This window comes from Streptomyces sp. NPDC003011 (assembly GCF_053591515.1).
In genome coordinates, this window is sequence record NZ_JBSFTY010000027.1 from 27,821 (window position 1) to 49,061 (window position 21,241).

A 21,241-nucleotide genomic window follows, 5' to 3' on the forward strand; every position below is an offset into this window, starting at 1 on the left:
GCCCGTGCGCGCTACTCGGCGATGGGCAGCCGCGCCCCGTCCCGCAGGAACAGCGGGATGCGGTCCAGCGGCGCGTCGACCGTCACGGCCGCGCCGCCCGCGTACGTCTCACCGGTCCACGCGTCCGTCCAGACCGCGCCCGCCGGGAGATACGTCGTGCGGGCCGTGGCCCCCGCGGTGAGCACGGGCGCGACCAGCAGATCCCGGCCGAACAGGTAGGCGTCGTCGACCGACCAGGCCGCCTGGTCCTCGGGGAACTCCAGGAACAGCGGGCGCATCACCGGCAGGCCCTCCTCGTGGGCCTCGCGCATGACCTTCAGGACGTACGGCTTCAGGCGCTCGCGCAGCCGCAGGTACCGCTCCAGGATCGCGCCGGCCTCCTCGCCGTACGACCACACCTCGTTCGGGCCGCCGGTCATCTCCGGGCCCAGCGGCATGCCCGGGTCGCGGAAGCCGTGCAGCCGCATCAGCGGGGACAGCGCCCCGAACTGGAACCAGCGGACCATCACCTCGCGGTACGCCGGGTCGTCCGGGTCGCCGCCGTGGAAGCCGCCGATGTCGGTGTTCCACCACGGGATGCCCGACAGGGCCGTGTTCAGGCCGGCCGCGATCTGGCGGCGCAGGGTGGCGAAGTCGGTGCCGATGTCGCCGGACCACAGGGCCGCGCCGTAGCGCTGACTGCCCGCCCACGCCGAGCGGTTGAGGGAGATGATCTCCTCCTCGCCGGACGCCTTCAGGCCCTCGTAGAAGGTGCGGGCGTTCTCGGCCGGGTACATGTTGCCGACCTCCAGGCCCGGACCTGCCCAGTAGCGCAGGTTCTCCGAGAAGCCCGGCTTCAGCTCCGGCTCGCAGGCGTCCAGCCAGAACGCCGTGATGCCGTACGGCTCCAGGTAGTTGCGCCGCACCCGCGACCACACGAAGTCACGGGCCTCGGGGTTGGTGGCGTCGTAGAAGGCGACCTGGACGGTGGAGGCGACCTCCTTGTCCGGCCAGTCGGCGTGCGCCATCGGACCGTACTGGGTGCCGATGAAGTAGCCGCGCTGCTCCATGAGCTGGTGGTTCTCGCTCAGCGGGGACACCGACGGCCACACGCTCACCACCAGCTTGACGCCGAGTTCCGCCAGCTCGCGGACCATCGCCGCCGGGTCGGGCCACTCCGACAGGTCGAACTTCCAGTCGCCCAGGTGCGTCCAGTGGAAGAAGTCGCAGACGATCACGTCGAGGGGCAGCCCGCGCCGCTTGTACTCCCGTGCCACGCCGAGGAGTTCGTCCTGCGTGCGGTAGCGCAGCTTGCACTGCCAGAAGCCCGCGGCCCACTCCGGGAGCATCGGGGTGCGGCCGGTGACCGCGCTGTAGTGGCGCTGCGCGTCGGCCGGGGTGCCCGCGGTGATCCAGTAGTCGAGCTGGCGGGCCGAGTCCGCCACCCAGCGGGTGCCGTTGCCGGCCAGCTCCACGCGGCCGATCGCCGGGTTGTTCCACAGCAGCGTGTAGCCGCGGCTGGAGGTGAGGACCGGGATGCCGACCTCGGCGTTGCGCTGGACCAGGTCCAGGACCAGGCCCTTCTGGTCGAGCCGGCCGTGCTGGTGCTGGCCGAGGCCGTACAGCTTCTCGTCGTCGTAGGCGGCGAACCGCTGCTCCAGACGGTGGTAGCCGTTGCCGACGGCGGTGTACAGGCGCGAGCCCGGCCACCAGAAGTGGGCGCGGTCCTCGGCGAGGATCTCCGTACCGTCGTGGGTGCGCAGGAAGCGCAGCAGGCCCTCGGCGCTGACCTCGACGGTCAGTGCGCCGACGGTCAGGAACCCCTGCCCGCCCTCGGTCTTCACGGTCGACTCGGTGGCGGGCGCCTCGGCGAGCAGCGCACCGGGCAGGCCCTCCAGGACGGGACCGCCGAGCCGGGCCCGGACCCGGACCGCGTCCGGGCCCCACGGCTCGATGCGCACCGTCTCCTGGCGTCCGCTCCACTCCAGCGCGCCGTCCCGCTCGCGGAACGTGCCGACGGTGGGTGACGACTGCGCGAGGCTGACCTGAGGCTGGTCCCCGGCCGCAGGCGGGGTTTCGGCAGGCTGATTCACGTGGGGTGCTCCTTGAAGGAGTGCGGGCATGGCGGTGCCCTGGCGAGGGCGGCGTGCGGGATGAACGCAGGGCGGAAGGGCAGCGGACCGGCAGGTCAGGAGGCGGCGACCGGGGCGGGCCCGGTGCTCGTCCGTACCGTCAACTCGGGGGCGATGAGCACGACTTCGTCGGCCCCGTGGCCGTCCAGCTTGGCGACCAGGCGCTCCACGGCATGCCTGCCCATCTCCTGGGCGGGGATGGCGACGGACGTCAGCCGCACCGAGGCCTGGACGGCGACCTGGTCCGGGCAGATCGCCACCACCGACACGTCCTCGGGCACGGCCCGGCCCTGCTGGCGCAGCAGGGCGAGCAGCGGCTCGACGGCCGACTCGTTCTGCACCACGAACCCGGTGGTGCCGGGGCGTTCGTCGAGTACGCGGGCGAACGTCACCGCCATCGCGTCGTACCCGCCCTCGCACGGCCGGTGCAGCAGCCGTACGCCCAGCTCCTGGGCGCGGGAGCGCAGTCCGTCCAGGGTGCGCTCGGCGAAGCCGGTGTGCCGCTCGTAGACGGCCGGGGCCTCGCCGATGACAGCGATGTCACGGTGCCCGAGCTTCGCGAGATGCTCCACGCACAGCGCGCCCGTCGCCTTGAAGTCGAGGTCCACACACGTCAGGCCGGTGGTGTCGGCGGGCAGTCCGATGAGCACGGACGGCTGGTCGGTGCCGCGCAGCAACGGCAGCCGTTCGTCGTCGAGTTCGACGTCCATCAGGATCATCGCGTCGGCGAGCCCGCTGCCGGTGACGCGGCGGACGGCGTCGGGGCCCTCCTCGCCGGTGAGCAGCAGGACGTCGTACCCGTGGGTGCGGGCCGTGGTGGCCACCGCGATGGCGATCTCCATCATCACTGGCACGTACATGTCGGTGCGCAGCGGGATCATCAGCGCGATGATGTTCGACTTGCTGCTGGCCAGCGCGCGGGCGCCCGCGTTCGGGTGGTAGCCGAGTTGGCGGATGCTCTGCTCGACCCGCTGCCGGGTGGTCGTGGAGATGGACCGCTTGCCACTGAGGACATAGCTCACCGTGCTCGCCGATACTCCGGCGTGCTGGGCGACCTCGGCGAGGGTGACCATCCAGCTCTCCCAGTTTTGTGAAGCGCTTCGACAGTGCGCAGTGCGAACAAGGGCGGGTGGGGTGGTTCGACAGTAGCTCCACCGGGGGTGGGTGTCCATAGGTTGTCGAAGCGCTTCGACAAGGAGTTGCGGACGGGCCTCGCGCGGGCGTGAGGCCCGGGGGAGGCCCGTCGCCGGCCGGGTGCCGCCCGGTGCTCCCGGCGTGGGGTTCCTGCCTACCACGGCCGGCCGTGGCGGGCCATGGAACGGGACAGGACGCCTGCGCGACGGACGGCGGCCTCCCGTCGAGCCCCGAGCCCGAACCCTGAACCCTGAGCCCTGAACCCTGAGCCCCGAACCCGAGCCCCGACGGCTTCCCCCGGACACCCGTCCGGCGCAAGCTGTTGAGCGGCGGCCCGTGCGTCGTCGGCACCGGGCCGGGCGCCCGGGTCCGCAGGGGAACGGGCCGTCCGGACGCGGCGCCGCGCCGCGCCGAGCATCGGCCGAACGGCGCGCGAGGGGTGGTGGGGCGGGCCCGGATCGGGTACATACGATCGGGTAGCACCCGTCGGTAACCATGCGGCACCAAGATCCCGATGATCCCGATTCGCGGCGAGGTGAGCCTCCATGTCCGCACCACCCACCCCACCCACCGTCACCGAGCGTGAAGCGCGCGAGGTGGCGGAGGCCGCCCGGGAGCAGGACTGGCGCAAGCCAAGCTTCGCCAAGGAACTGTTCCTCGGCCGCTTCCGGCTCGACCTCATCCACCCCCACCCGATGCCGCCCGACGAGGACGCCCAGCGCGGTGAGGAGTTCCTCGCCAAACTGCGCGACTTCTGCGAGACGAAGATCGACTCGGCGCGGATCGAGCGCGAGGCGCGGATCCCGGACGAGACGATCGACGGGCTCAAGGAGCTCGGCGCCCTCGGCATGAAGATCGACACCAAGTACGGCGGCCTGGGCCTCACGCAGGTCTACTACAACAAGGCCCTCGCCCTGGTCGGCTCCGCGAACCCGGCGCTCGGCGCGCTGCTCTCCGCCCACCAGTCGATCGGCGTACCGCAGCCGCTGAAGATCTTCGGCACCCAGGAGCAGAAGGACACCTTCCTGCCCCGCCTCGCCCGCACGGACATCTCCGCGTTCCTGCTGACGGAACCGGACGTCGGCTCCGACCCCGCACGGCTGGCCACGTCCGCCGTCCCTGACGGCGACGACTACGTCCTCGACGGGGTCAAGCTGTGGACCACCAACGGCGTGGTCGCCGACCTGCTCGTCGTCATGGCCCGGGTGCCGAAGTCCGAGGGGCACAAGGGCGGCATCACCGCGTTCGTCGTCGAGGCCGCCTCCGAGGGCATCACGGTCGAGAACCGCAACGCCTTCATGGGCCTGCGCGGCCTGGAGAACGGTGTCACCCGCTTCCACCAGGTCCGGGTCCCCGCGGCCAACCGCATCGGTCCGGAGGGCGCGGGCCTCAAGATCGCGCTCACCACCCTCAACACCGGCCGGCTCTCGCTGCCCGCCATGTGCGTCGGCGCCGGCAAGTGGTGCCTGAAGATCGCCCGTGAGTGGTCGGCGGCCCGGGAGCAGTGGGGCAAGCCGGTCGCGTTCCACGAGGCGGTCGGCTCGAAGATCAGCTTCATCGCGGCGACGACCTTCGCCCTGGAGGCCGTCCTGGACCTGGCGTCCCAGATGGCGGACGAGGACCGCAACGACATCCGCATCGAGGCCGCCCTCGCCAAGCTGTACGGCTCCGAGATGGCCTGTCTGATGGCCGACGAACTGGTCCAGATCAGGGGCGGCCGGGGCTTCGAGACGGCCGAGTCGCTGGCGGCCCGCGGCGAACGCGCGGTGCCCGCCGAGCAGATCCTGCGCGACCTGCGCATCAACCGCATCTTCGAGGGCTCCACCGAGATCATGCACCTGCTGATCGCCCGCGAGGCGGTCGACGCCCACCTGTCCGTCGCGGGCGACCTGATCGACCCCGAGAAGTCACTGTCCGACAAGGCGAAGGCGGGCGCCCAGGCCGGCGCCTTCTATGCCAAGTGGCTGCCCAAGCTGGTCGCCGGACCGGGTCAACTCCCGAACTCCTACAGTGAGTTCAAGCATGAGGTCGACCTCTCGCCGCACCTGCGCTACGTCGAACGCACCGCCCGCAAACTCGCCCGCTCCACCTTCTACGCCATGTCCCGCTGGCAGGGCCGGATGGAGACCAAGCAGGGCTTCCTGGGCCGGATCGTCGACATCGGCGCGGAGCTGTTCGCGATGAGCGCGGCCTGTGTCCGCGCCGAACTCCTGCGCTCCACCGAGGCCCACGGCCGCGAGGCCTACCAACTGGCCGACATCTTCTGCCGCCAGTCCCGCATCCGCGTCGAGGAACTCTTCGGCCGCCTGTGGACCAACACCGACGACCTGGACCACAAGGTCGTCAAGGGCGTCCTGTCGGGCACGTACGCATGGCTGGAGGAGGGCATCGTCGACCCGTCGGGCGAGGGACCCTGGATCGCGGACGCGACACCGGGGCCGAGCAAGAAGGAGAACGTGCACCGTCCGATCCGCTGACCGGTCCGCCGAACCGGCCCGTGCCCCCGCGTCCCCCGAGCCCCCCGTGCGGGGGACGCGGGGGACGCGCTGTCCTCACCTGCCGTCCTTGCGGCAACAATGGGGGAATGACCGACAGCCCAACCCCCTCAGGGCGCGAGGCGCACGCCTCGTCCGCCCCGCGACGCCTCGCACGCACGCTCGCCGCACCGGGCCCCGACCCCAGCACCTCCCGTACAAGGGTCGGGCTCCCGTACGACGAGAGCGCGCACCGGGCGCCGCAGGGCCCGCCCGCCGGGCGGACGACGGGGCCCGCGCCCCGCGCGCTGGCCGACCCGCACCTCGTCTACGACCCGGTCGCGGGCGACGGGCCGAAGGACGTGGTGATCCTCGGCTCCACCGGCTCGATCGGCACCCAGGCCATCGACCTGGTGCTGCGCAACCCCGGCCGGTTCCGGGTCACCGGGCTCTCGGCCAACGGCGGCCGGGTCGCCCTGCTCGCCGAGCAGGCGCGCCGGCTCAGGGTGCGCACCGTCGCCGTGGCCCGCGAGGACGTCGTCCCGGCCCTGCGTGAGGCACTGAGCGCCGAGTACGGGACGGGCGAGCCGCTCCCGGACATCCTCGCCGGACCGCACGCGGCCACCCAGCTCGCCGCCTCCGACTGCCACACCGTCCTGAACGGCATCACCGGCTCCATCGGCCTGGCGCCGACCCTCGCCGCCCTGGAGGCGGGCCGCACCCTCGCGCTCGCCAACAAGGAGTCGCTGATCGTGGGCGGCCCGCTGGTCAAGGCCCTCGCCGAGCCCGGACAGATCATCCCGGTCGACTCCGAGCACGCGGCGCTCTTCCAGGCGCTGGCGTCCGGCACCCGGGCCGACGTGCGCAAGCTGGTCGTCACCGCCTCCGGGGGCCCGTTCCGGGGCCGGACGAAGGCCGAGCTGGCGCACGTGACGGTCGAGGACGCCCTCGCGCACCCCACCTGGGCGATGGGCCCGGTGATCACGATCAACTCCGCGACCCTCGTCAACAAGGGGCTGGAGGTCATCGAGGCGCACCTGCTGTACGACATTCCCTTCGACCGGATTGAGGTGGTCGTGCACCCGCAGTCGTATGTCCACTCGATGGTTGAGTTCACGGACGGATCCACGATCGCCCAGGCGACGCCCCCCGACATGCGCGGGCCGATCGCCATCGGCCTCGGCTGGCCCGAACGCGTCCCGGACGCGGCGCCCGCCTTCGACTGGAGCACGGCGTCGACGTGGGAGTTCTTCCCGCTCGACAACGACGCGTTCCCGTCGGTGAACCTGGCACGGCACGTGGGACAGCTCGCGGGCACGGCCCCGGCGGTGTTCAATGCCGCCAACGAGGAGTGCGTGGAGGCCTTCCGGGCCGGCGCGCTGCCGTTCGACGGGATCATGGAGACCGTGACCCGGGTGGTGGACGAGCATGGCACCCCGCGCGCGGGAACCTCGCTCACCGTCGCGGACGTCCTCGAAGCGGAGACCTGGGCGCGGACCCGGGCCCGGCAACTGGCGGCACAGACGGCGGAGGCCCGTGCATGACGACCCTGATGTTCATCCTCGGCATAGTGGTCTTCGCCGTGGGCCTGCTGGTGTCGATCGCGTGGCACGAGCTGGGGCACCTGTCCACCGCCAAGCTCTTCGGCATCCGTGTGCCGCAGTACATGGTCGGCTTCGGCCCGACGCTCTTCTCGCGCAAGAAGGGCGAGACCGAGTACGGGATCAAGGCCATCCCGTTCGGCGGCTACATCCGCATGATCGGCATGTTCCCGCCCGGCCCGGACGGCCGCCTGGAGGCCCGCTCCACCTCGCCCTGGCGCGGCATGATCGAGGACGCCCGCTCGGCCGCCTTCGAGGAGCTCAGGCCGGGTGACGAGAACCGCCTCTTCTACACGCGCAAGCCGTGGAAGCGGGTCATCGTGATGTTCGCGGGCCCGTTCATGAACCTGGTCCTCGCGCTGGCGCTGTTCCTCACCATCCTCATGGGCTTCGGCATCTCGCAGCAGACCACCACGGTCAGCTCGGTCTCCCCGTGTGTCATCGCGCAGAGCGAGAACCGCGACACCTGCGAGAAGTCCGACCCGGCCTCGCCGGCCGCGGCCGCGGGCCTGAAGGCCGGCGACGAGATCGTCTCCTTCGGCGGCGTGCGGACCGACGACTGGGAGACCCTCTCCAACCTCATCCGCGTCAGCGCCGGCAAGGAGGTGCCGATCGTCGTCGACCGCAAGGGCGAGGAAGTGACCCTCCAGGCGAAGATCGCCACCAACCAGGTCGCCAAGAAGGACTCCAGCGGCACCTACGTCCAGGGCGAGTACGTCAAGGCCGGCTTCCTCGGCTTCAGCGCCGCCACCGGCATCGTCAAGCAGGACTTCGGCGACTCCGTGACCTGGATGGGCGACCGCGTCGGCGACGCCGTCGACTCCCTCGCCGCCCTGCCCGGCAAGATCCCCGCCCTGTGGGACGCGGCCTTCGGCGACGGCCCGCGCGAACCCGACTCCCCGATGGGCGTGGTCGGCGCGGCCCGCGTCGGCGGCGAGATCTTCACCCTGGACATCCCGCCGACCCAGCAGCTGGCGATGGCGCTGATGCTGGTCGCGGGCTTCAACCTCTCGCTGTTCCTCTTCAACATGCTCCCGCTGCTGCCGCTGGACGGCGGCCACATCGCGGGCGCCCTGTGGGAGTCCCTGCGCCGGAACGTGGCGAAGGTGCTGCGGCGGCCCGACCCCGGCCCGTTCGACGTGGCGAAGCTGATGCCGGTCGCCTACGTGGTGGCGGGGATCTTCATCTGCTTCACGATCCTCGTGTTGATCGCCGACGTGGTCAACCCGGTGAGAATCTCCTAGCCACCCGGCGTTCACGGCGGCCTGGAACCCTCGGTTCCGGGCCGCCTCCCATTCGAGTGGGTTTACGGGCCGGGATGTGCTCGCGCCCGGCGGCGTGCCGTAATCTCGAAGCCTGGAGCCCGCCGCTGACGGGACCTGGGCCTTGATCCACGACTTGGGGTTGCACAGCAGATGACTGCGATTTCTCTCGGCATGCCGTCCGTTCCGACCAGGGTTGTCGAGCGCCGCAAGAGCCGGCAGATCCAGGTCGGCTCCGTGGCGGTCGGCGGAGACGCCCCGGTGTCCGTGCAGTCGATGACCACGACCCGTACGTCCGACATCGGCGCCACGCTCCAGCAGATCGCCGAGCTCACCGCGTCCGGCTGCCAGATCGTCCGCGTGGCCTGCCCCACCCAGGACGACGCCGACGCCCTGGCGACCATTGCGCGCAAGTCGCAGATCCCGGTCATCGCGGACATCCATTTCCAGCCGAAGTACGTCTTCGCGGCCATCGAGGCCGGCTGCGCCGCGGTCCGCGTGAACCCCGGGAACATCAAGCAGTTCGACGACAAGGTCAAGGAGATCGCCAAGGCGGCGAAGGAGCACGGCACCCCGATCCGCATCGGCGTGAACGCGGGCTCGCTGGACCGGCGCCTGCTCCAGAAGTACGGCAAGGCGACCCCCGAGGCCCTGGTCGAGTCCGCCCTGTGGGAGGCGTCCCTCTTCGAGGAGCACGACTTCCGGGACATCAAGATCTCGGTGAAGCACAACGACCCGGTCGTGATGATCGAGGCGTACAAGCAGCTCGCCGCGCAGTGCGACTACCCCCTGCACCTCGGCGTCACGGAGGCCGGCCCCGCCTTCCAGGGCACGATCAAGTCGGCGGTCGCCTTCGGCGCGCTGCTCTCGCAGGGCATCGGCGACACCATCCGCGTCTCCCTGTCGGCCCCGCCGGTCGAGGAGGTCAAGGTCGGCAACCAGATCCTGGAGTCGCTGAACCTCAAGCAGCGCGGCCTGGAGATCGTCTCCTGCCCGTCCTGCGGCCGCGCCCAGGTCGACGTCTACAAGCTGGCCGAAGAGGTCACCGCCGGCCTGACCGGCATGGAGGTCCCGCTCCGCGTCGCCGTCATGGGCTGCGTGGTGAACGGGCCGGGCGAGGCCCGCGAGGCCGACCTCGGAGTCGCCTCCGGCAACGGCAAGGGCCAGATCTTCGTCAAGGGCGAAGTCATCAAGACCGTCCCCGAGTCGAAGATCGTGGAGACGCTCATCGAAGAGGCCATGAAGCTCGCCGAGCAGATGGAGGCGGACGGGGTGGCGTCGGGCGAGCCGTCGATCTCGGTCGCGGGCTGACGCGTCTTCGCAGCGCCGGGCAGCCGCACTCAGCCCGTCCGGCGTGTGAGCACGAGGCCCCTTTGGGGCCGAAGCGGGGATCCGGGGGCGGCAGTCCCGGGGGCACGAGGTCCCAGGGCCGCTGCTGAGCGAGCGGCGACCAGAACGCAGGGCGGCACGGCTCAGCTTCCGCAGGTACAGTGCGGAGATCAGCAGACCCCAGTGTGAGGCTCCCGTCCGTGTTGACCCAGACGACCTCCCGGGTCCTCGAACCGAGCGACCTGGACGCCGCACTCGCCGTCCTCCACCGTGAGCCGGTCGCGAACGCCTTCGTGACCTCGCGGGTCCAGGTGGCGGGCCTCGACCCGTGGCGGCTCGGCGGCGAGATGTGGGGCTGGTACGAGGGCGGCATGCTGACGTCCCTGTGCTACGCGGGCGCCAACCTGGTCCCGATCTGTGCGACCCCGAGGGCCGTGCGCGCCTTCGCCGACCGGGCCCGCCGGGCCGGCCGGCGCTGCTCCTCCATCGTCGGCCCCGCCGAACCCACCACCCAGCTCTGGCGGTTGCTGGAACCGAGCTGGGGCCCGGCCCGCGAGGTCCGCACCCGCCAGCCCCTCATGGTCACCGACCGCATGCCGGCCGACATCGCCCCGGATCCGCACGTCCGCCGCATCCGCAAGGACGAGCTGGAGACGATCATGCCGGCCTGCGTGGCGATGTTCACCGAGGAGGTCGGCGTCTCTCCCATGGCCGGCGACGGCGGCCTGCTCTACCAGGCCCGGGTCGCCGAACTCGTCGGCGCCGGGCGCTCGTTCGCCCGCCTCGACGACCATGGCAAGGTCGCCTTCAAGGCGGAGATCGGCGCCGCCACGGACCGCGTCTGCCAGATCCAGGGCGTCTGGGTGGCCCCCGAGTACCGGGGCAGGGGCCTGGCGGCGCCGGGCATGGCGGCCGTACTCCGCTACGCGCTGGCGGACGTCGCCCCGGTGGCGAGCCTGTACGTGAACGACTTCAACACGACGGCACGGCGGACGTACCGGAGGGTCGGCTTCCAAGAGGTGGGCGCCTTCATGAGCGTTCTCTTCTGAGCATCGCCAGGACCGATGCCCCAGGGAGCGCGAGGCCGTCCCGACAGGCGGCTGCGCCGCGCGGGCGCGCCCGCGCGAAGACGCACCGCACCGGGCATCACATCAGCACCCCCCTGTACGCTCCCCGCATGGACCTCGCCATCGGCCCCTTGGACCTGTCCGCCCACGTCGATGAGGCCCTAGCCGTCCAAGCCATCGCTTTCGGCCTGGGCCCCGACGAGGTGGCCGTACGCCGCCAGATCGTGCTGCGCCACATGACGTACCCCGGAGCGACGGCCCTCGGCGCCACGTCCGGCGGCAGCCTCGTCGGCTTCGTCTACGGCATGCCCAACCACCGCTCCCACTGGTGGTCCACCGTCGTGGAGCCCTACCTCCGCGCCCGCGGCCACGACGACTGGCTCGACGACTCCTTCGTGATCACCGAGCTGCACGTGCACCCCGGACACCAGAACCGCGGCATCGGCCGGTCCCTGATCACCCGGATCACCGACACCGCCGCCGAACCCCGCTCGATCCTCTCCGCGATCGACACCGACAGCCCCGCCCGCGGCCTCTACCACTCCCTCGGCTACCAGGACCTGGCCCGCCAGGTCCTGTTCCCCAGCGCCCCGAAGCCGTACGCCGTGATGGGCGCGCCGCTGCCGCTGCGCAGGCGGTAGCGGGCCGGAACCGATTTCCACCGGGATGGACCACCCGGCTAACCTCCTGCCATCACCCTCCCCCGGCTCCCGGCTTCACCCGGGCGGGGGGAACCCCCAGCAGCAGGAGTACGAGAACCATGGCGAACGCACCGGTCCAGCGCATGTCCCAGTTGATGGCGAAGACGCTGCGCGACGACCCGGCGGACGCCGAGGTCCTCAGCCACAAACTGCTGGTGCGCGCCGGCTACGTCCGCCGCGCCGCCGCCGGCCTGTGGAGCTGGCTGCCGCTCGGCAAGAAGGTCCTCGCCAACGTGGAGCGGATCGTCCGCGAGGAGATGGACGCGATCGGCGCCCAGGAGGTGCTGCTCCCCGCGCTGCTGCCGCGCGAACCGTACGAGGCGACCGGCCGCTGGGAGGAGTACGGCCCCGAGCTGTTCCGCCTCCAGGACCGCAAGGGCGGCGACTACCTCCTCGGCCCCACCCACGAGGAGATCTTCACCCTGCTGGTGAAGGACCAGGCGTCCTCCTACAAGGACCTGCCGGTGATCCTGTACCAGATCCAGACCAAGTTCCGCGACGAGGCCCGCCCCCGGGCCGGCATCCTGCGCGGCCGTGAGTTCCTGATGAAGGACTCCTACTCCTTCGACCTGGAGGACGAGGGCCTGGCCCGGTCGTACGCCCTGCACCGCGAGGCCTACCAGAGGGTGTTCGCGCGCCTCGGCCTCGACTACCGCATCTGCGCCGCCACCGCCGGTGCGATGGGCGGCTCCAGGTCGGAGGAGTTCCTGGCCCCGGCCGGTGCCGGAGAGGACACCTTCGCGGACTGCCCGAACTGCGACTTCGCCGCCAACACCGAGGCGATCACCTACGCACTCAAGCCCGTGGACGCCACCGGCGTGCCGGCCGCCGAGGAGATCCCGACCCCCGACACCCCGACCATCGAGACCCTCGCCGCCTCCCTCGGCGTCCCGGCCTCCGCCACGCTGAAGAACCTCCTCGTGAAGGTCGACGGCGAGATCGTCGCCGTGGGCGTGCCCGGTGACCGCGAGGTCGACCTGGACAAGGTGGAGGCGCACTTCGCCCCGGCCGCCGTCGAACTGGTCACCGCCGAGGACTTCACGGGCCGCCCGGACCTGGTCCGCGGGTACGTCGGTCCGCAGGGCCTGGAGAAGGTCACCTACATCGCCGACCCGCGCGTGGCTCCGGGCACCGCCTGGATCACGGGCGCCAACAAGGAGCACACGCACGCCAGGAACGTCGTCGCGGGCCGCGACTTCGAGGTCGGCGCGTACGTCGACGTCGTGGTCGTCCAGGAAGGCGACCCCTGCCCGAAGTGCGGCACCGGCCTCACGCTGGACCGCGCCATCGAGATCGGCCACATCTTCCAGCTGGGCCGCAAGTACACCGACGCCCTCAAGCTCGACGTCCTCGGCCAGAACGGCAAGCCGGCCCGCGTGACCATGGGCTCCTACGGCATCGGCGTCTCCCGCGCGGTCGCCGCCCTCGCCGAGCAGACCGCCGACGACAAGGGCCTGTGCTGGCCCAGGGAGGTCGCCCCGGCCGACGTGCACGTCGTCGCCGCGGGCAAGGCCCTCCAGACCGAACTGGCGCTCGACGTCTCCGGCAGGCTGGCGGCGGCCGGCGTCCGCGTCCTGGTCGACGACCGGGCCGGCGTCTCCCCGGGCGTGAAGTTCACGGACTCCGAGCTGATCGGCGTACCGCAGATCCTGGTGGCCGGCCGGCGTGCCGCCGAGGGTGTGCTGGAGCTGAAGGACCGCCGCACCGGTGAGCGCGAGGAGCTGACCGTCGAGGAGGCGATCGCCCGCCTGACCGCCTGACCGCCTGACCGTTTGAGGAGCCTCTCACCGGTTCCGCCTCAGGGGCGTCGCGACGAGCACGCCCCTGAGGACCCGCACCGCCGGGCCTGGCCGTCGACTTCGCGGCGGGCGAGGACCCGCGCACCGAGGTGTCGGCGACGTTCCGCGAGGACGGCAGGCGCGCGGAACTGTCCGCTGCGGGCCTCGGCCCGGCCGGACTCCCGCGCCCTGCTCCTGGCCGGCACCACGCCGAGGCCGACGCCGGGCGCGGTCGTTCCGGGCGGACTTCACCCGAGTCCGGGAGGACGACCGCCCGGTACGGCTGACCGTGAGCCGTGAGCCGTGAGCCGTGAGCCGTGAGCCGTGCCGGGCTCAGAGCCAGCCCGCGAACTCCAGCAGCAGTTCCGCGTCCGCCGGTCGTCCGATCCGCCGTGCCCGTACCCCGGACTCCACGGCCCGGAACAGCGTCCAGCCCCGCAGCCGCTCCTGGTCCACGTCCAGTGACTCCGCGAGCCGCTTCACCCGCCGCCGGGTCGTCGCCGCCCCCGACGGGGAGGCGATCAGGTCCTCCACCCGGTCCCGCACCAGCCGCGCCAGATCGAAGGCGCACTCGCCGACCACCGGATCGGGCCCCACGGCCAGCCACGGCATCCGCTCACCGGCGAGCACCTTGCTCTGCCGGAACGTTCCGTGCAGCAGCCGGTGCTCGGGCGGCGCGGCCAGCAGTTCCTCGCGGGCAGCGAGCGCCGCGTCCACCAGCGAGGCCACCTCCCGGTCGGCGGCGGCACGCGCCCGCATCGCCGCGGCCTGCCGCCCGGTCCGCTCGGCCACCGTCTCGAAGGGATGCTCCCCGGGCTCGACCCACAGCCGCCGCAGCGTCCCCGCCGCCTCCAGCAGCGCCTTCGCCTCCGGCAGCGACCGCACCGAGACGTCCTGGTGCAGCCGCTCCAGAAGCAGCACACCCTCCGTCACCAGGGGTTCGAGCAGTTGTACGGCGCCCAGGCCGTCCCAGCGGGCGAGCGCGGCCCGCTCGCTCTCCGGGCGCGCCCGGGGCGGCGCCAGTTTGAGCACCGCGGGCGTCCCATCCGGCCGCCGCACCAGCACGACCAGGCTGCTGCGCCCGCCGGGCACCTGCACCCGCTCGACGGTCAACTCGCGCAGCGCGACGGCCTGCCGGGCCGCCTCGGGCAGCCTCTCCAACCAGCCGTCGCCGTCCGGTGCCGCCTCGCCGAGCGCCCTCACCAGACGCGGCGGCGGTTCGAAAGCCATGCGCGAGTCGTCCCTTCCCGTACGCGTCACCCGGTGGGCGTCACCGATGCCGAGGCCGAAGCGGCCGTGGCCCGCTCCGCGAGCCCAGGGAAGGCTACGCTCTCACCGCGCCAGCGCACGGCCCGCACGGCCGCGTCGCGCAGCGCCCCCGCCGCCGTGTCCCGCCGCTTGCCTGCGGCTGCCCGCACCAGATCGGAGTACACCCCGGCCACCCGGTCCTCCAGCTCGGCGGCCAGCCGCACCGCCGACGCCGAGTCCGGCACCGGGAAGGGCAGCGCGTACGCCGCCGCCGCGGCCACCGGCCGCGCGCCCTGGTCCCGCACCTCGCGGGCCAGTGCGTCCCGCCGGGCGCGGTGGGCGTCGTACGCCGCCCTCGCCTCGGTACGGCGGTCCTCGTGGATCCGCCCGCCGACGACCCCGTAGCCGTACACCGCCGCGTGCTCGGCGGCCAGCGCCGCCTGGAGCGCCTTGAGTTCCCGTTCCCTCACTTCGCGTCCTCCGTCAGCAGATACGCGTGCGCGGCCCCGGCCGCCGCCACCGAGGCCAGCAGCCGCGCCAGCTCGCCCTCCACGTCGAGCAGCGCCTTCGCCCGCCGGTCGGCGAGGGACCGCTCGGCGGCGGCGAGCTCGGCGAGGGCGGCCTGCTCGGTCCCGGGAACGGCGGCGGGCGGCTGCGAGGCCGCGGCGGCACCGGGAGAAGCGGCAGAGGGAGAAGGGGGAGCGGAAGAAGGGGGAGCGGGCGCTCGTCCGGAGCCCCCGAAGGCCTCCGTGTGCCGTACGGTCTCCGCCCGCAGCGGTTTCAGCCGCTCCGCAAGGGCCGGATGCGCGAGGAGGACGGCGTCGTAGCGCTCGACCAGCCGCAGGCTGTCCCGGGCCGCACGCGCGCGTGCCCGCTCGACGACCGACGGGCCGCCGTCCGTCCCTCCGCCGGAGTCCTCACAACCGGTGGAGCAGCCCACCAGCGACACGGCCCCGGCGACCGAGGCGAGCAGGGTTCTTCGGCGCGGCCCCGAGGGGGTGCGCGGCGGTGGGGGCAACGGCACGGCAGACGTCCTCGGGGAGCTCGTACGAACACACGGGCGGGAAGGGTGGCACGCCCGTGATCACGGTACCCGCGCACCCGCCCCGCACCACTCAGCGGCACCGCCTTCGCGCAGGTGGACGGCAACACACCCCGGGACCGGATACCCTTTGACCAGACACGCGACCTTCCCACAACAGCACACGCGGCCGAGGAGTCACCCGGATGAGCACCACCCAGAGCGAGAGGCTGCGAGAACTTCTGGAACCGCTCGTCGGCTCCCAGGGCCTGGATCTGGAAGAGATCGCGGTGGACTCGGTCGGACGCAAGCGTGTGCTGCGCGTCGTCGTCGATTCCGACACCGGTGCGGACCTGGACCAGATCGCCGATGTGAGCCGCGCGCTCTCGGCGAAGCTCGACGAGACGAACGCGATGGGCGAGGGCGAGTACACCCTCGAGGTCGGAACCCCCGGCGCGGAGCGCCTGCTCAAGGAGCACCGGCACTACGTACGCGCGCTCGACCGGCTGGCGAAATTCCAGCTGCACGACGGCGACGAACTGGTCGCCCGGATCCTCCGGGTCGACGACGAAGGCCTCGACCTGGAAGTGCCCGGTGTGAAGGGCCGCAAGGCCACCAGCCGCAGACTCGCCTTCGCGGACATCGACCGGGCACGGGTCCAGGTCGAGTTCAGCCGCAAGGACAAGAACGACATGAAGGAAGAGGAGGAGGCGTAGCCGTGGACATCGACATGAGTGCCCTGAGGGGCTTGGTGCGGGAGAAGGAGATCTCCTTCGACCTGCTGGTCGGGGCGATCGAGTCGGCCCTCCTCATCGCCTACCACCGCACCGAGGGAAGCCGCCGTCACGCGCGCGTGGAGCTCAACCGGGAGACCGGACATGTGACCGTGTGGGCGAAGGAGGACCCCGACGACCTCGAGGAGGGCCAGGAGGCCCGCGAGTTCGACGACACCCCGTCCGATTTCGGCCGTATCGCCGCCACCACCGCCAAGCAGGTCATCCTGCAGCGGCTGCGCGACGCCGAGGACGACGCGACGCTCGGCGAGTACGTCGGCCGCGAGGGCGACATCGTCACCGGCGTGGTCCAGCAGGGCCGCGACCCGAAGAACGTGCTCGTGGACATCGGCAAGCTGGAGGCGATCCTGCCGGTCCAGGAGCAGGTGCCCGGCGAGACCTACCAGCACGGCATGCGCCTGCGGTCGTACGTCGTCCGGGTGGCCAAGGGAGTGCGCGGTCCGTCCGTGACGCTCTCCCGCACACATCCCAATCTGGTGAAGAAACTCTTCGCGCTGGAGGTGCCGGAGATCGCCGACGGGTCTGTCGAGATCGCCGCCATCGCCCGCGAGGCCGGCCACCGCACCAAGATCGCCGTCCGGTCCACCCGTTCGGGCCTGAACGCCAAGGGCGCCTGCATCGGCCCGATGGGCGGGCGGGTGCGCAGTGTCATGAGCGAGCTGAACGGTGAGAAGATCGACATCGTCGACTGGTCGGACGACCCGGCCGAGATGGTGGCGAACGCGCTGTCGCCCGCCCGGGTGTCCAAGGTCGAGGTCGTGGACATGGCCGCCCGCTCCGCGCGGGTGACGGTGCCCGACTACCAGCTGTCGCTGGCGATCGGCAAGGAAGGGCAGAACGCCCGTCTCGCGGCCCGGCTGACCGGCTGGCGCATCGACATCCGCCCGGACACCGAACAGCCCGACGAGTAGCACCGTGGCGGCCGGAGCGGCGTCCGGGGAATAAATCCCAGCCGCAGGCCGTTGAGATCACGACAACAGCCGTTCGATTCCTGCCCCGAAGGGGTGAGGTCGATACGGGGAGGTAGACTTAAGAGTGTCTGGCCGGACGCGCACCGGCGCATGCCCTGAACGCACCTGTGTGGGGTGCCGGGAGCGAGCGGCCAAGACCGAACTGCTGCGCACCGTGGCGATCAAGGACGCATGCGTCCCCGATCCACGCGGTACGCTGCCCGGCCGGGGTGCGTACGTGCACCCCGCCTCGGTCTGTCTCGACCAGGCGGTACGCCGCCGGGCGTTCCCGAGGGCGCTGCGCGTCCCGGGCCCGCTCGACGTAATGGCGTTGCGCCAGTACGTCGAGCAGACAGAAGGTTGCTGAGCAGCTCTCGCTGTGCAGGCGACACCGTAAGGAGTGTCGTACGGAACCCCCGTGCGGCCCTGGTACCCCGCGAGTTGGAAGTAGGTCGAGATTGCGATGAGCACTCGATGAGCACGCGATGAGTACGCCCATGAAGTAGCGACGGTCCGGACGCAACCCGGACCTAAAAGGAGCGAAGTGGCTAAGGTCCGGGTATACGAACTCGCCAAGGAGTTCGGGGTGGAGAGCAAGGTCGTCATGGCCAAGCTCCAAGAACTCGGTGAATTCGTCCGTTCGGCGTCCTCGACGATCGAGGCGCCCGTTGTACGCAAGCTGACTGACGCCCTCCAGCAGGGCAACGGAGGCGGCAAGTCCGCCCCCGCACGCAAGGCTGCCCCGGCCAGGCCGGGCGCCCCCTCTCCCGCGCAGGCCGCCCGTCCGGCCGCCCCGCGCCCGCCGGCTCCCAAGCCGGCCGCCGAGCAGCCCGAGGCTCCCGCCGCGCCGGCCGCTTCCGGCCCCCGTCCGGGCCCGAAGCCTGCGCCGCGGCCCGCCCCGGCCTCTCCGGCTCCGACCACGCCCGAGTTCACGGCACCGCCGTCGGCTCCCGCCGCACCGGCCGCCTCCGGCTCCGGCACGGCGTCCGGCGCGGCGTCCGGCACCGGTACCGGCTCCGGCCCCCGTCCGGGCGCCCCGCGTCCGGCCGGTCAGGCTCCGCGTCCCGGCGCTCGTCCGGCCGGTCCCGGCCAGGGCGGCCAGGGCCGTGGTGAGCGTCCCGAGCGCGGCGACCGTCCCGGCGCTCCGCGCCAGGGCGGCCAGGCTCCGCGTCCGGGTGCTCGTCCGTCCGGTCCCCGTCCGGGCAACAACCCGTTCACCTCTGGTGGCTCCACCGGCATGGCGCGTCCGCAGACGCCCCGTCCGGGCGGTGCCCCGCGTCCCGGCGGTCCTGGTGGCCCCGGTGCTCCCGGCGGCGCTCCGCGTCCGCAGGGTCAGAGCCAGGGCGGTCCCCGTCCCCAGGGCGCGGCGGGCGGTCCCCGTCCGCAGTCCCCGGGTGGCGCGCGTCCCAGCCCGGGCGGCATGCCCCGCCCGCAGGGCGGCGGTCCGCGTCCCGGCGGCGGTCCCGGCGGTGCGCGTCCCAACCCCGGCATGATGCCGCAGCGTCCCGCTGCCAGCCCGCGTCCCGGCGGTGGCCCCGGTGGGGGTCGCGGTCCGGCCGGTGCGGGTCGTCCCGGCGGTGGCGCCGGTCGTCCCGGTGGCGGCGGCTTCGCCGGCCGTCCGGCCGGTCCCGGTGGCGGTGGCGGCGGCTTCGCCGGCCGTCCCGGCGGTCCCGGTGGCGGTGGCGGCGGCTTCGCCGGCCGTCCCGGCGGTCCCGGTGGTGGCGGTGGCGGCCGTCCCGGCTTCGGCGGTCGTCCCGGCGGTCCGGGTGGCCGTGGTGGCACGCAGGGCGCCTTCGGCCGTCCCGGCGGTCCCGCGCGCCGCGGTCGCAAGTCGAAGCGGCAGAGGCGCCAGGAGTACGAGGCCATGCAGGCCCCGTCGGTCGGCGGCGTGATGCTGCCTCGCGGCAACGGACAGCCCGTCCGCCTGTCGCGCGGTGCGTCCCTCACCGACTTCGCGGAGAAGATCAACGCCAACCCGGCGTCGCTCGTCGCCGTGATGATGAACCTCGGCGAGATGGTCACCGCCACGCAGTCCGTCTCCGACGAGACGCTGAGGCTCCTCGCGGACGAGATGAACTACGTCCTCGAGATCGTCAGCCCGGAGGAGGAGGACCGCGAGCTCCTCGAGTCCTTCGACATCGAGTTCGGTGAGGACGAGGGCGGCGAGGAGTTCCTCGTCCCGCGTCCGCCGGTCGTGACCGTCATGGGTCACGTCGACCACGGCAAGACCCGACTGCTCGACACCATCCGCAAGACGAACGTCGTCGCGGGCGAGGCCGGCGGTATCACGCAGCACATCGGTGCGTACCAGGTCGCGACCGAGGTCAACGGCGAAGAGCGCAGGATCACCTTCATCGACACCCCGGGTCACGAGGCGTTCACCGCCATGCGTGCCCGTGGTGCCAAGTCGACCGACATCGCGATCCTCGTGGTGGCGGCCAACGACGGTGTGATGCCCCAGACGATCGAGGCGCTGAACCACGCCAAGGCGGCCGACGTGCCGATCGTGGTCGCGGTCAACAAGATCGACGTCGAGGGCGCGGACCCGACCAAGGTGCGCGGTCAGCTCACCGAGTTCGGTCTGGTGGCCGAGGAGTACGGCGGCGACACCATGTTCGTCGACATCTCCGCCAAGCAGGGCCTCAACATCGAGAGCCTGCTGGAGGCCGTGGTCCTCACCGCGGACGCCTCGCTCGACCTGCGGGCCAACCCGGAGCAGGACGCGCAGGGCATCGCGATCGAGTCCCACCTGGACCGTGGCCGCGGCGCCGTCGCGACCGTCCTGGTCCAGCGAGGCACCCTGCGGGTCGGCGACACCATGGTGGTCGGCGACGCCTACGGCCGTGTCCGGGCGATGCTCGACGACAAGGGCGAGAACGTGGAAGAGGCGGGTCCCTCGACCCCGGTCCTCGTCCTCGGTCTCACCAACGTCCCGGGCGCCGGCGACAACTTCCTGGTGGTCGACGAGGACCGCACGGCCCGTCAGATCGCGGAGAAGCGTGCCGCCCGCGAGCGGAACGCCAACTTCGCCCGCCGGGGTGTCCGGTTCTCCCTGGAGAACCTGGACGAGGCCCTCAAGGCCGGCCTGGTGCAGGAACTCAACCTCATCATCAAGGGCGACGCGTCCGGTTCGGTGGAGGCTCTCGAGTCCTCGCTGCTCCAGCTCGACGTCGGCGAAGAGGTCGACATCCGCGTCCTGCACCGCGGCGTGGGTGCGGTCACCGAGTCGGACATCGACCTGGCGACCGGCTCCGACGCGATCGTCATCGGCTTCAACGTCCGCGCTGCGGGCCGCGCGGCTCAGATGGCCGACCGCGAGGGCGTCGACGTCCGGTACTACTCGGTGATCTACCAGGCCATCGAGGAGATCGAGGCGGCCCTCAAGGGCATGCTCAAGCCGGAGTACGAGGAGGTCGAGCTCGGCACGGCGGAGATCCGCGAGGTCTTCAAGTCGTCCAAGCTCGGCAACATCGCCGGTGTCCTGGTCCGCTCGGGCGAGGTCAAGCGCAACACCAAGGCGCGCCTCGTCCGCGACGGCAAGGTCATCGCGGAGAGCCTCAACATCTCCGGTCTGCGCCGCTTCAAGGACGACGTCACCGAGATCCGGGAAGGCTTCGAGGGCGGTATCAACCTCGGAAACTTCAACGACATCAAGGTCGACGACGTCATCGCGACGTACGAGATGCGCGAGAAGCCGCGCGCGTAAGCGCCCGGCCTTCCGAGGCGGTCCGGTCCGGGGCCGGTCGACGGAGAGTTATTTCCGTCGATCGG

16 protein-coding genes and 1 pseudogene are annotated in these 21,241 nt (G+C 72.0%); 12 read left to right on the plus strand and 5 right to left on the minus strand.

Going from position 1 to position 21,241, the window contains the following annotated elements; translation table 11 throughout:
• Positions 1-11: 11 nt before the first annotated feature.
• The gene (locus tag ACWD0J_RS16060; protein WP_451496420.1) at positions 12-2,072 is read right to left on the minus strand and encodes a glycoside hydrolase family 31 protein; all 2,061 of its coding nucleotides are present in this window, start codon (positions 2,070-2,072) and stop codon (positions 12-14) included.
• A gap of 95 nt (positions 2,073-2,167) precedes the next feature.
• Complete coding sequence (locus ACWD0J_RS16065; RefSeq protein ID WP_451496421.1) at positions 2,168-3,184, minus strand: LacI family DNA-binding transcriptional regulator; 1,017 nt, start codon at positions 3,182-3,184, stop codon at positions 2,168-2,170.
• A gap of 606 nt (positions 3,185-3,790) precedes the next feature.
• On the opposite strand from ACWD0J_RS16065, the gene ACWD0J_RS16070 reads away from it, so the two are divergent.
• From ACWD0J_RS16070 to ACWD0J_RS16105, 8 genes and pseudogenes are all read left to right on the plus strand, one after another.
• The gene (locus tag ACWD0J_RS16070; RefSeq protein ID WP_451496422.1) at positions 3,791-5,722 is read left to right on the plus strand and encodes an acyl-CoA dehydrogenase family protein; all 1,932 of its coding nucleotides are present in this window, start codon (positions 3,791-3,793) and stop codon (positions 5,720-5,722) included.
• A gap of 359 nt (positions 5,723-6,081) precedes the next feature.
• The gene (gene dxr / locus ACWD0J_RS16075; RefSeq protein WP_451496462.1) at positions 6,082-7,263 is read left to right on the plus strand and encodes a 1-deoxy-D-xylulose-5-phosphate reductoisomerase; all 1,182 of its coding nucleotides are present in this window, start codon (positions 6,082-6,084) and stop codon (positions 7,261-7,263) included.
• 8 nt (positions 7,264-7,271) lie between these two features.
• The gene (locus ACWD0J_RS16080) at positions 7,272-8,564 is read left to right on the plus strand and encodes a M50 family metallopeptidase (protein WP_451496463.1); all 1,293 of its coding nucleotides are present in this window, start codon (positions 7,272-7,274) and stop codon (positions 8,562-8,564) included.
• A 171-nt stretch (positions 8,565-8,735) separates the two neighbouring features.
• The gene (gene ispG, locus ACWD0J_RS16085) at positions 8,736-9,893 is read left to right on the plus strand and encodes a flavodoxin-dependent (E)-4-hydroxy-3-methylbut-2-enyl-diphosphate synthase (RefSeq protein ID WP_451496423.1); all 1,158 of its coding nucleotides are present in this window, start codon (positions 8,736-8,738) and stop codon (positions 9,891-9,893) included.
• Positions 9,894-10,111: 218 nt separating this feature from the next.
• The gene (locus tag ACWD0J_RS16090; RefSeq protein ID WP_451496424.1) at positions 10,112-10,960 is read left to right on the plus strand and encodes a GNAT family N-acetyltransferase; all 849 of its coding nucleotides are present in this window, start codon (positions 10,112-10,114) and stop codon (positions 10,958-10,960) included.
• 128 nt (positions 10,961-11,088) lie between these two features.
• Positions 11,089-11,619, plus strand: a complete 531-nt coding sequence (locus ACWD0J_RS16095) for a GNAT family N-acetyltransferase (protein ID WP_451496425.1) — start codon at positions 11,089-11,091, stop codon at positions 11,617-11,619.
• A gap of 119 nt (positions 11,620-11,738) precedes the next feature.
• Positions 11,739-13,439, plus strand: coding sequence for a proline--tRNA ligase (locus ACWD0J_RS16100; RefSeq protein WP_451496426.1), 1,701 nt, complete (start codon positions 11,739-11,741; stop codon positions 13,437-13,439).
• Positions 13,440-13,525: 86 nt separating this feature from the next.
• Positions 13,526-13,744 (plus strand): annotated as a pseudogene (locus tag ACWD0J_RS16105) (hypothetical protein); the annotation flags it as partial.
• Positions 13,745-13,790: 46 nt separating this feature from the next.
• Here ACWD0J_RS16105 and ACWD0J_RS16110 read toward each other — a convergent pair.
• From ACWD0J_RS16110 to ACWD0J_RS16120, 3 genes are read right to left on the minus strand one after another with little or no spacing between them, the layout of a single operon-like run.
• Positions 13,791-14,687 (minus strand): aminoglycoside phosphotransferase family protein, encoded by an 897-nt coding sequence (locus ACWD0J_RS16110; RefSeq protein ID WP_451496427.1) that lies wholly within the window; start codon positions 14,685-14,687, stop codon positions 13,791-13,793.
• Positions 14,688-14,713: 26 nt separating this feature from the next.
• A complete protein-coding gene (locus ACWD0J_RS16115; protein WP_451496428.1) occupies positions 14,714-15,175 on the minus strand; it encodes a ferritin-like domain-containing protein in 462 nt (153 codons plus the stop codon).
• The gene (locus ACWD0J_RS16120) at positions 15,172-15,729 is read right to left on the minus strand and encodes a hypothetical protein (RefSeq protein WP_451496429.1); all 558 of its coding nucleotides are present in this window, start codon (positions 15,727-15,729) and stop codon (positions 15,172-15,174) included. The genes ACWD0J_RS16115 and ACWD0J_RS16120 overlap by 4 nt, the downstream gene beginning before the upstream one ends.
• A gap of 203 nt (positions 15,730-15,932) precedes the next feature.
• On the opposite strand from ACWD0J_RS16120, the gene rimP reads away from it, so the two are divergent.
• The 4 genes from rimP to infB all read left to right on the plus strand — a co-directional run bounded on the left by rimP (position 15,933) and on the right by infB (position 21,176).
• A complete protein-coding gene (gene rimP / locus ACWD0J_RS16125; protein ID WP_451496430.1) occupies positions 15,933-16,442 on the plus strand; it encodes a ribosome maturation factor RimP in 510 nt (169 codons plus the stop codon).
• A gap of 2 nt (positions 16,443-16,444) precedes the next feature.
• Positions 16,445-17,431, plus strand: a complete 987-nt coding sequence (gene nusA, locus ACWD0J_RS16130) for a transcription termination factor NusA (protein WP_451496431.1) — start codon at positions 16,445-16,447, stop codon at positions 17,429-17,431.
• Positions 17,432-17,555: 124 nt separating this feature from the next.
• The gene (locus tag ACWD0J_RS16135; RefSeq protein WP_451496432.1) at positions 17,556-17,837 is read left to right on the plus strand and encodes a YlxR family protein; all 282 of its coding nucleotides are present in this window, start codon (positions 17,556-17,558) and stop codon (positions 17,835-17,837) included.
• Between the two features lie 177 nt (positions 17,838-18,014).
• Complete coding sequence (infB, locus tag ACWD0J_RS16140; protein WP_451496433.1) at positions 18,015-21,176, plus strand: translation initiation factor IF-2; 3,162 nt, start codon at positions 18,015-18,017, stop codon at positions 21,174-21,176.
• The last annotated feature ends 65 nt before the right edge of the window (positions 21,177-21,241 follow it).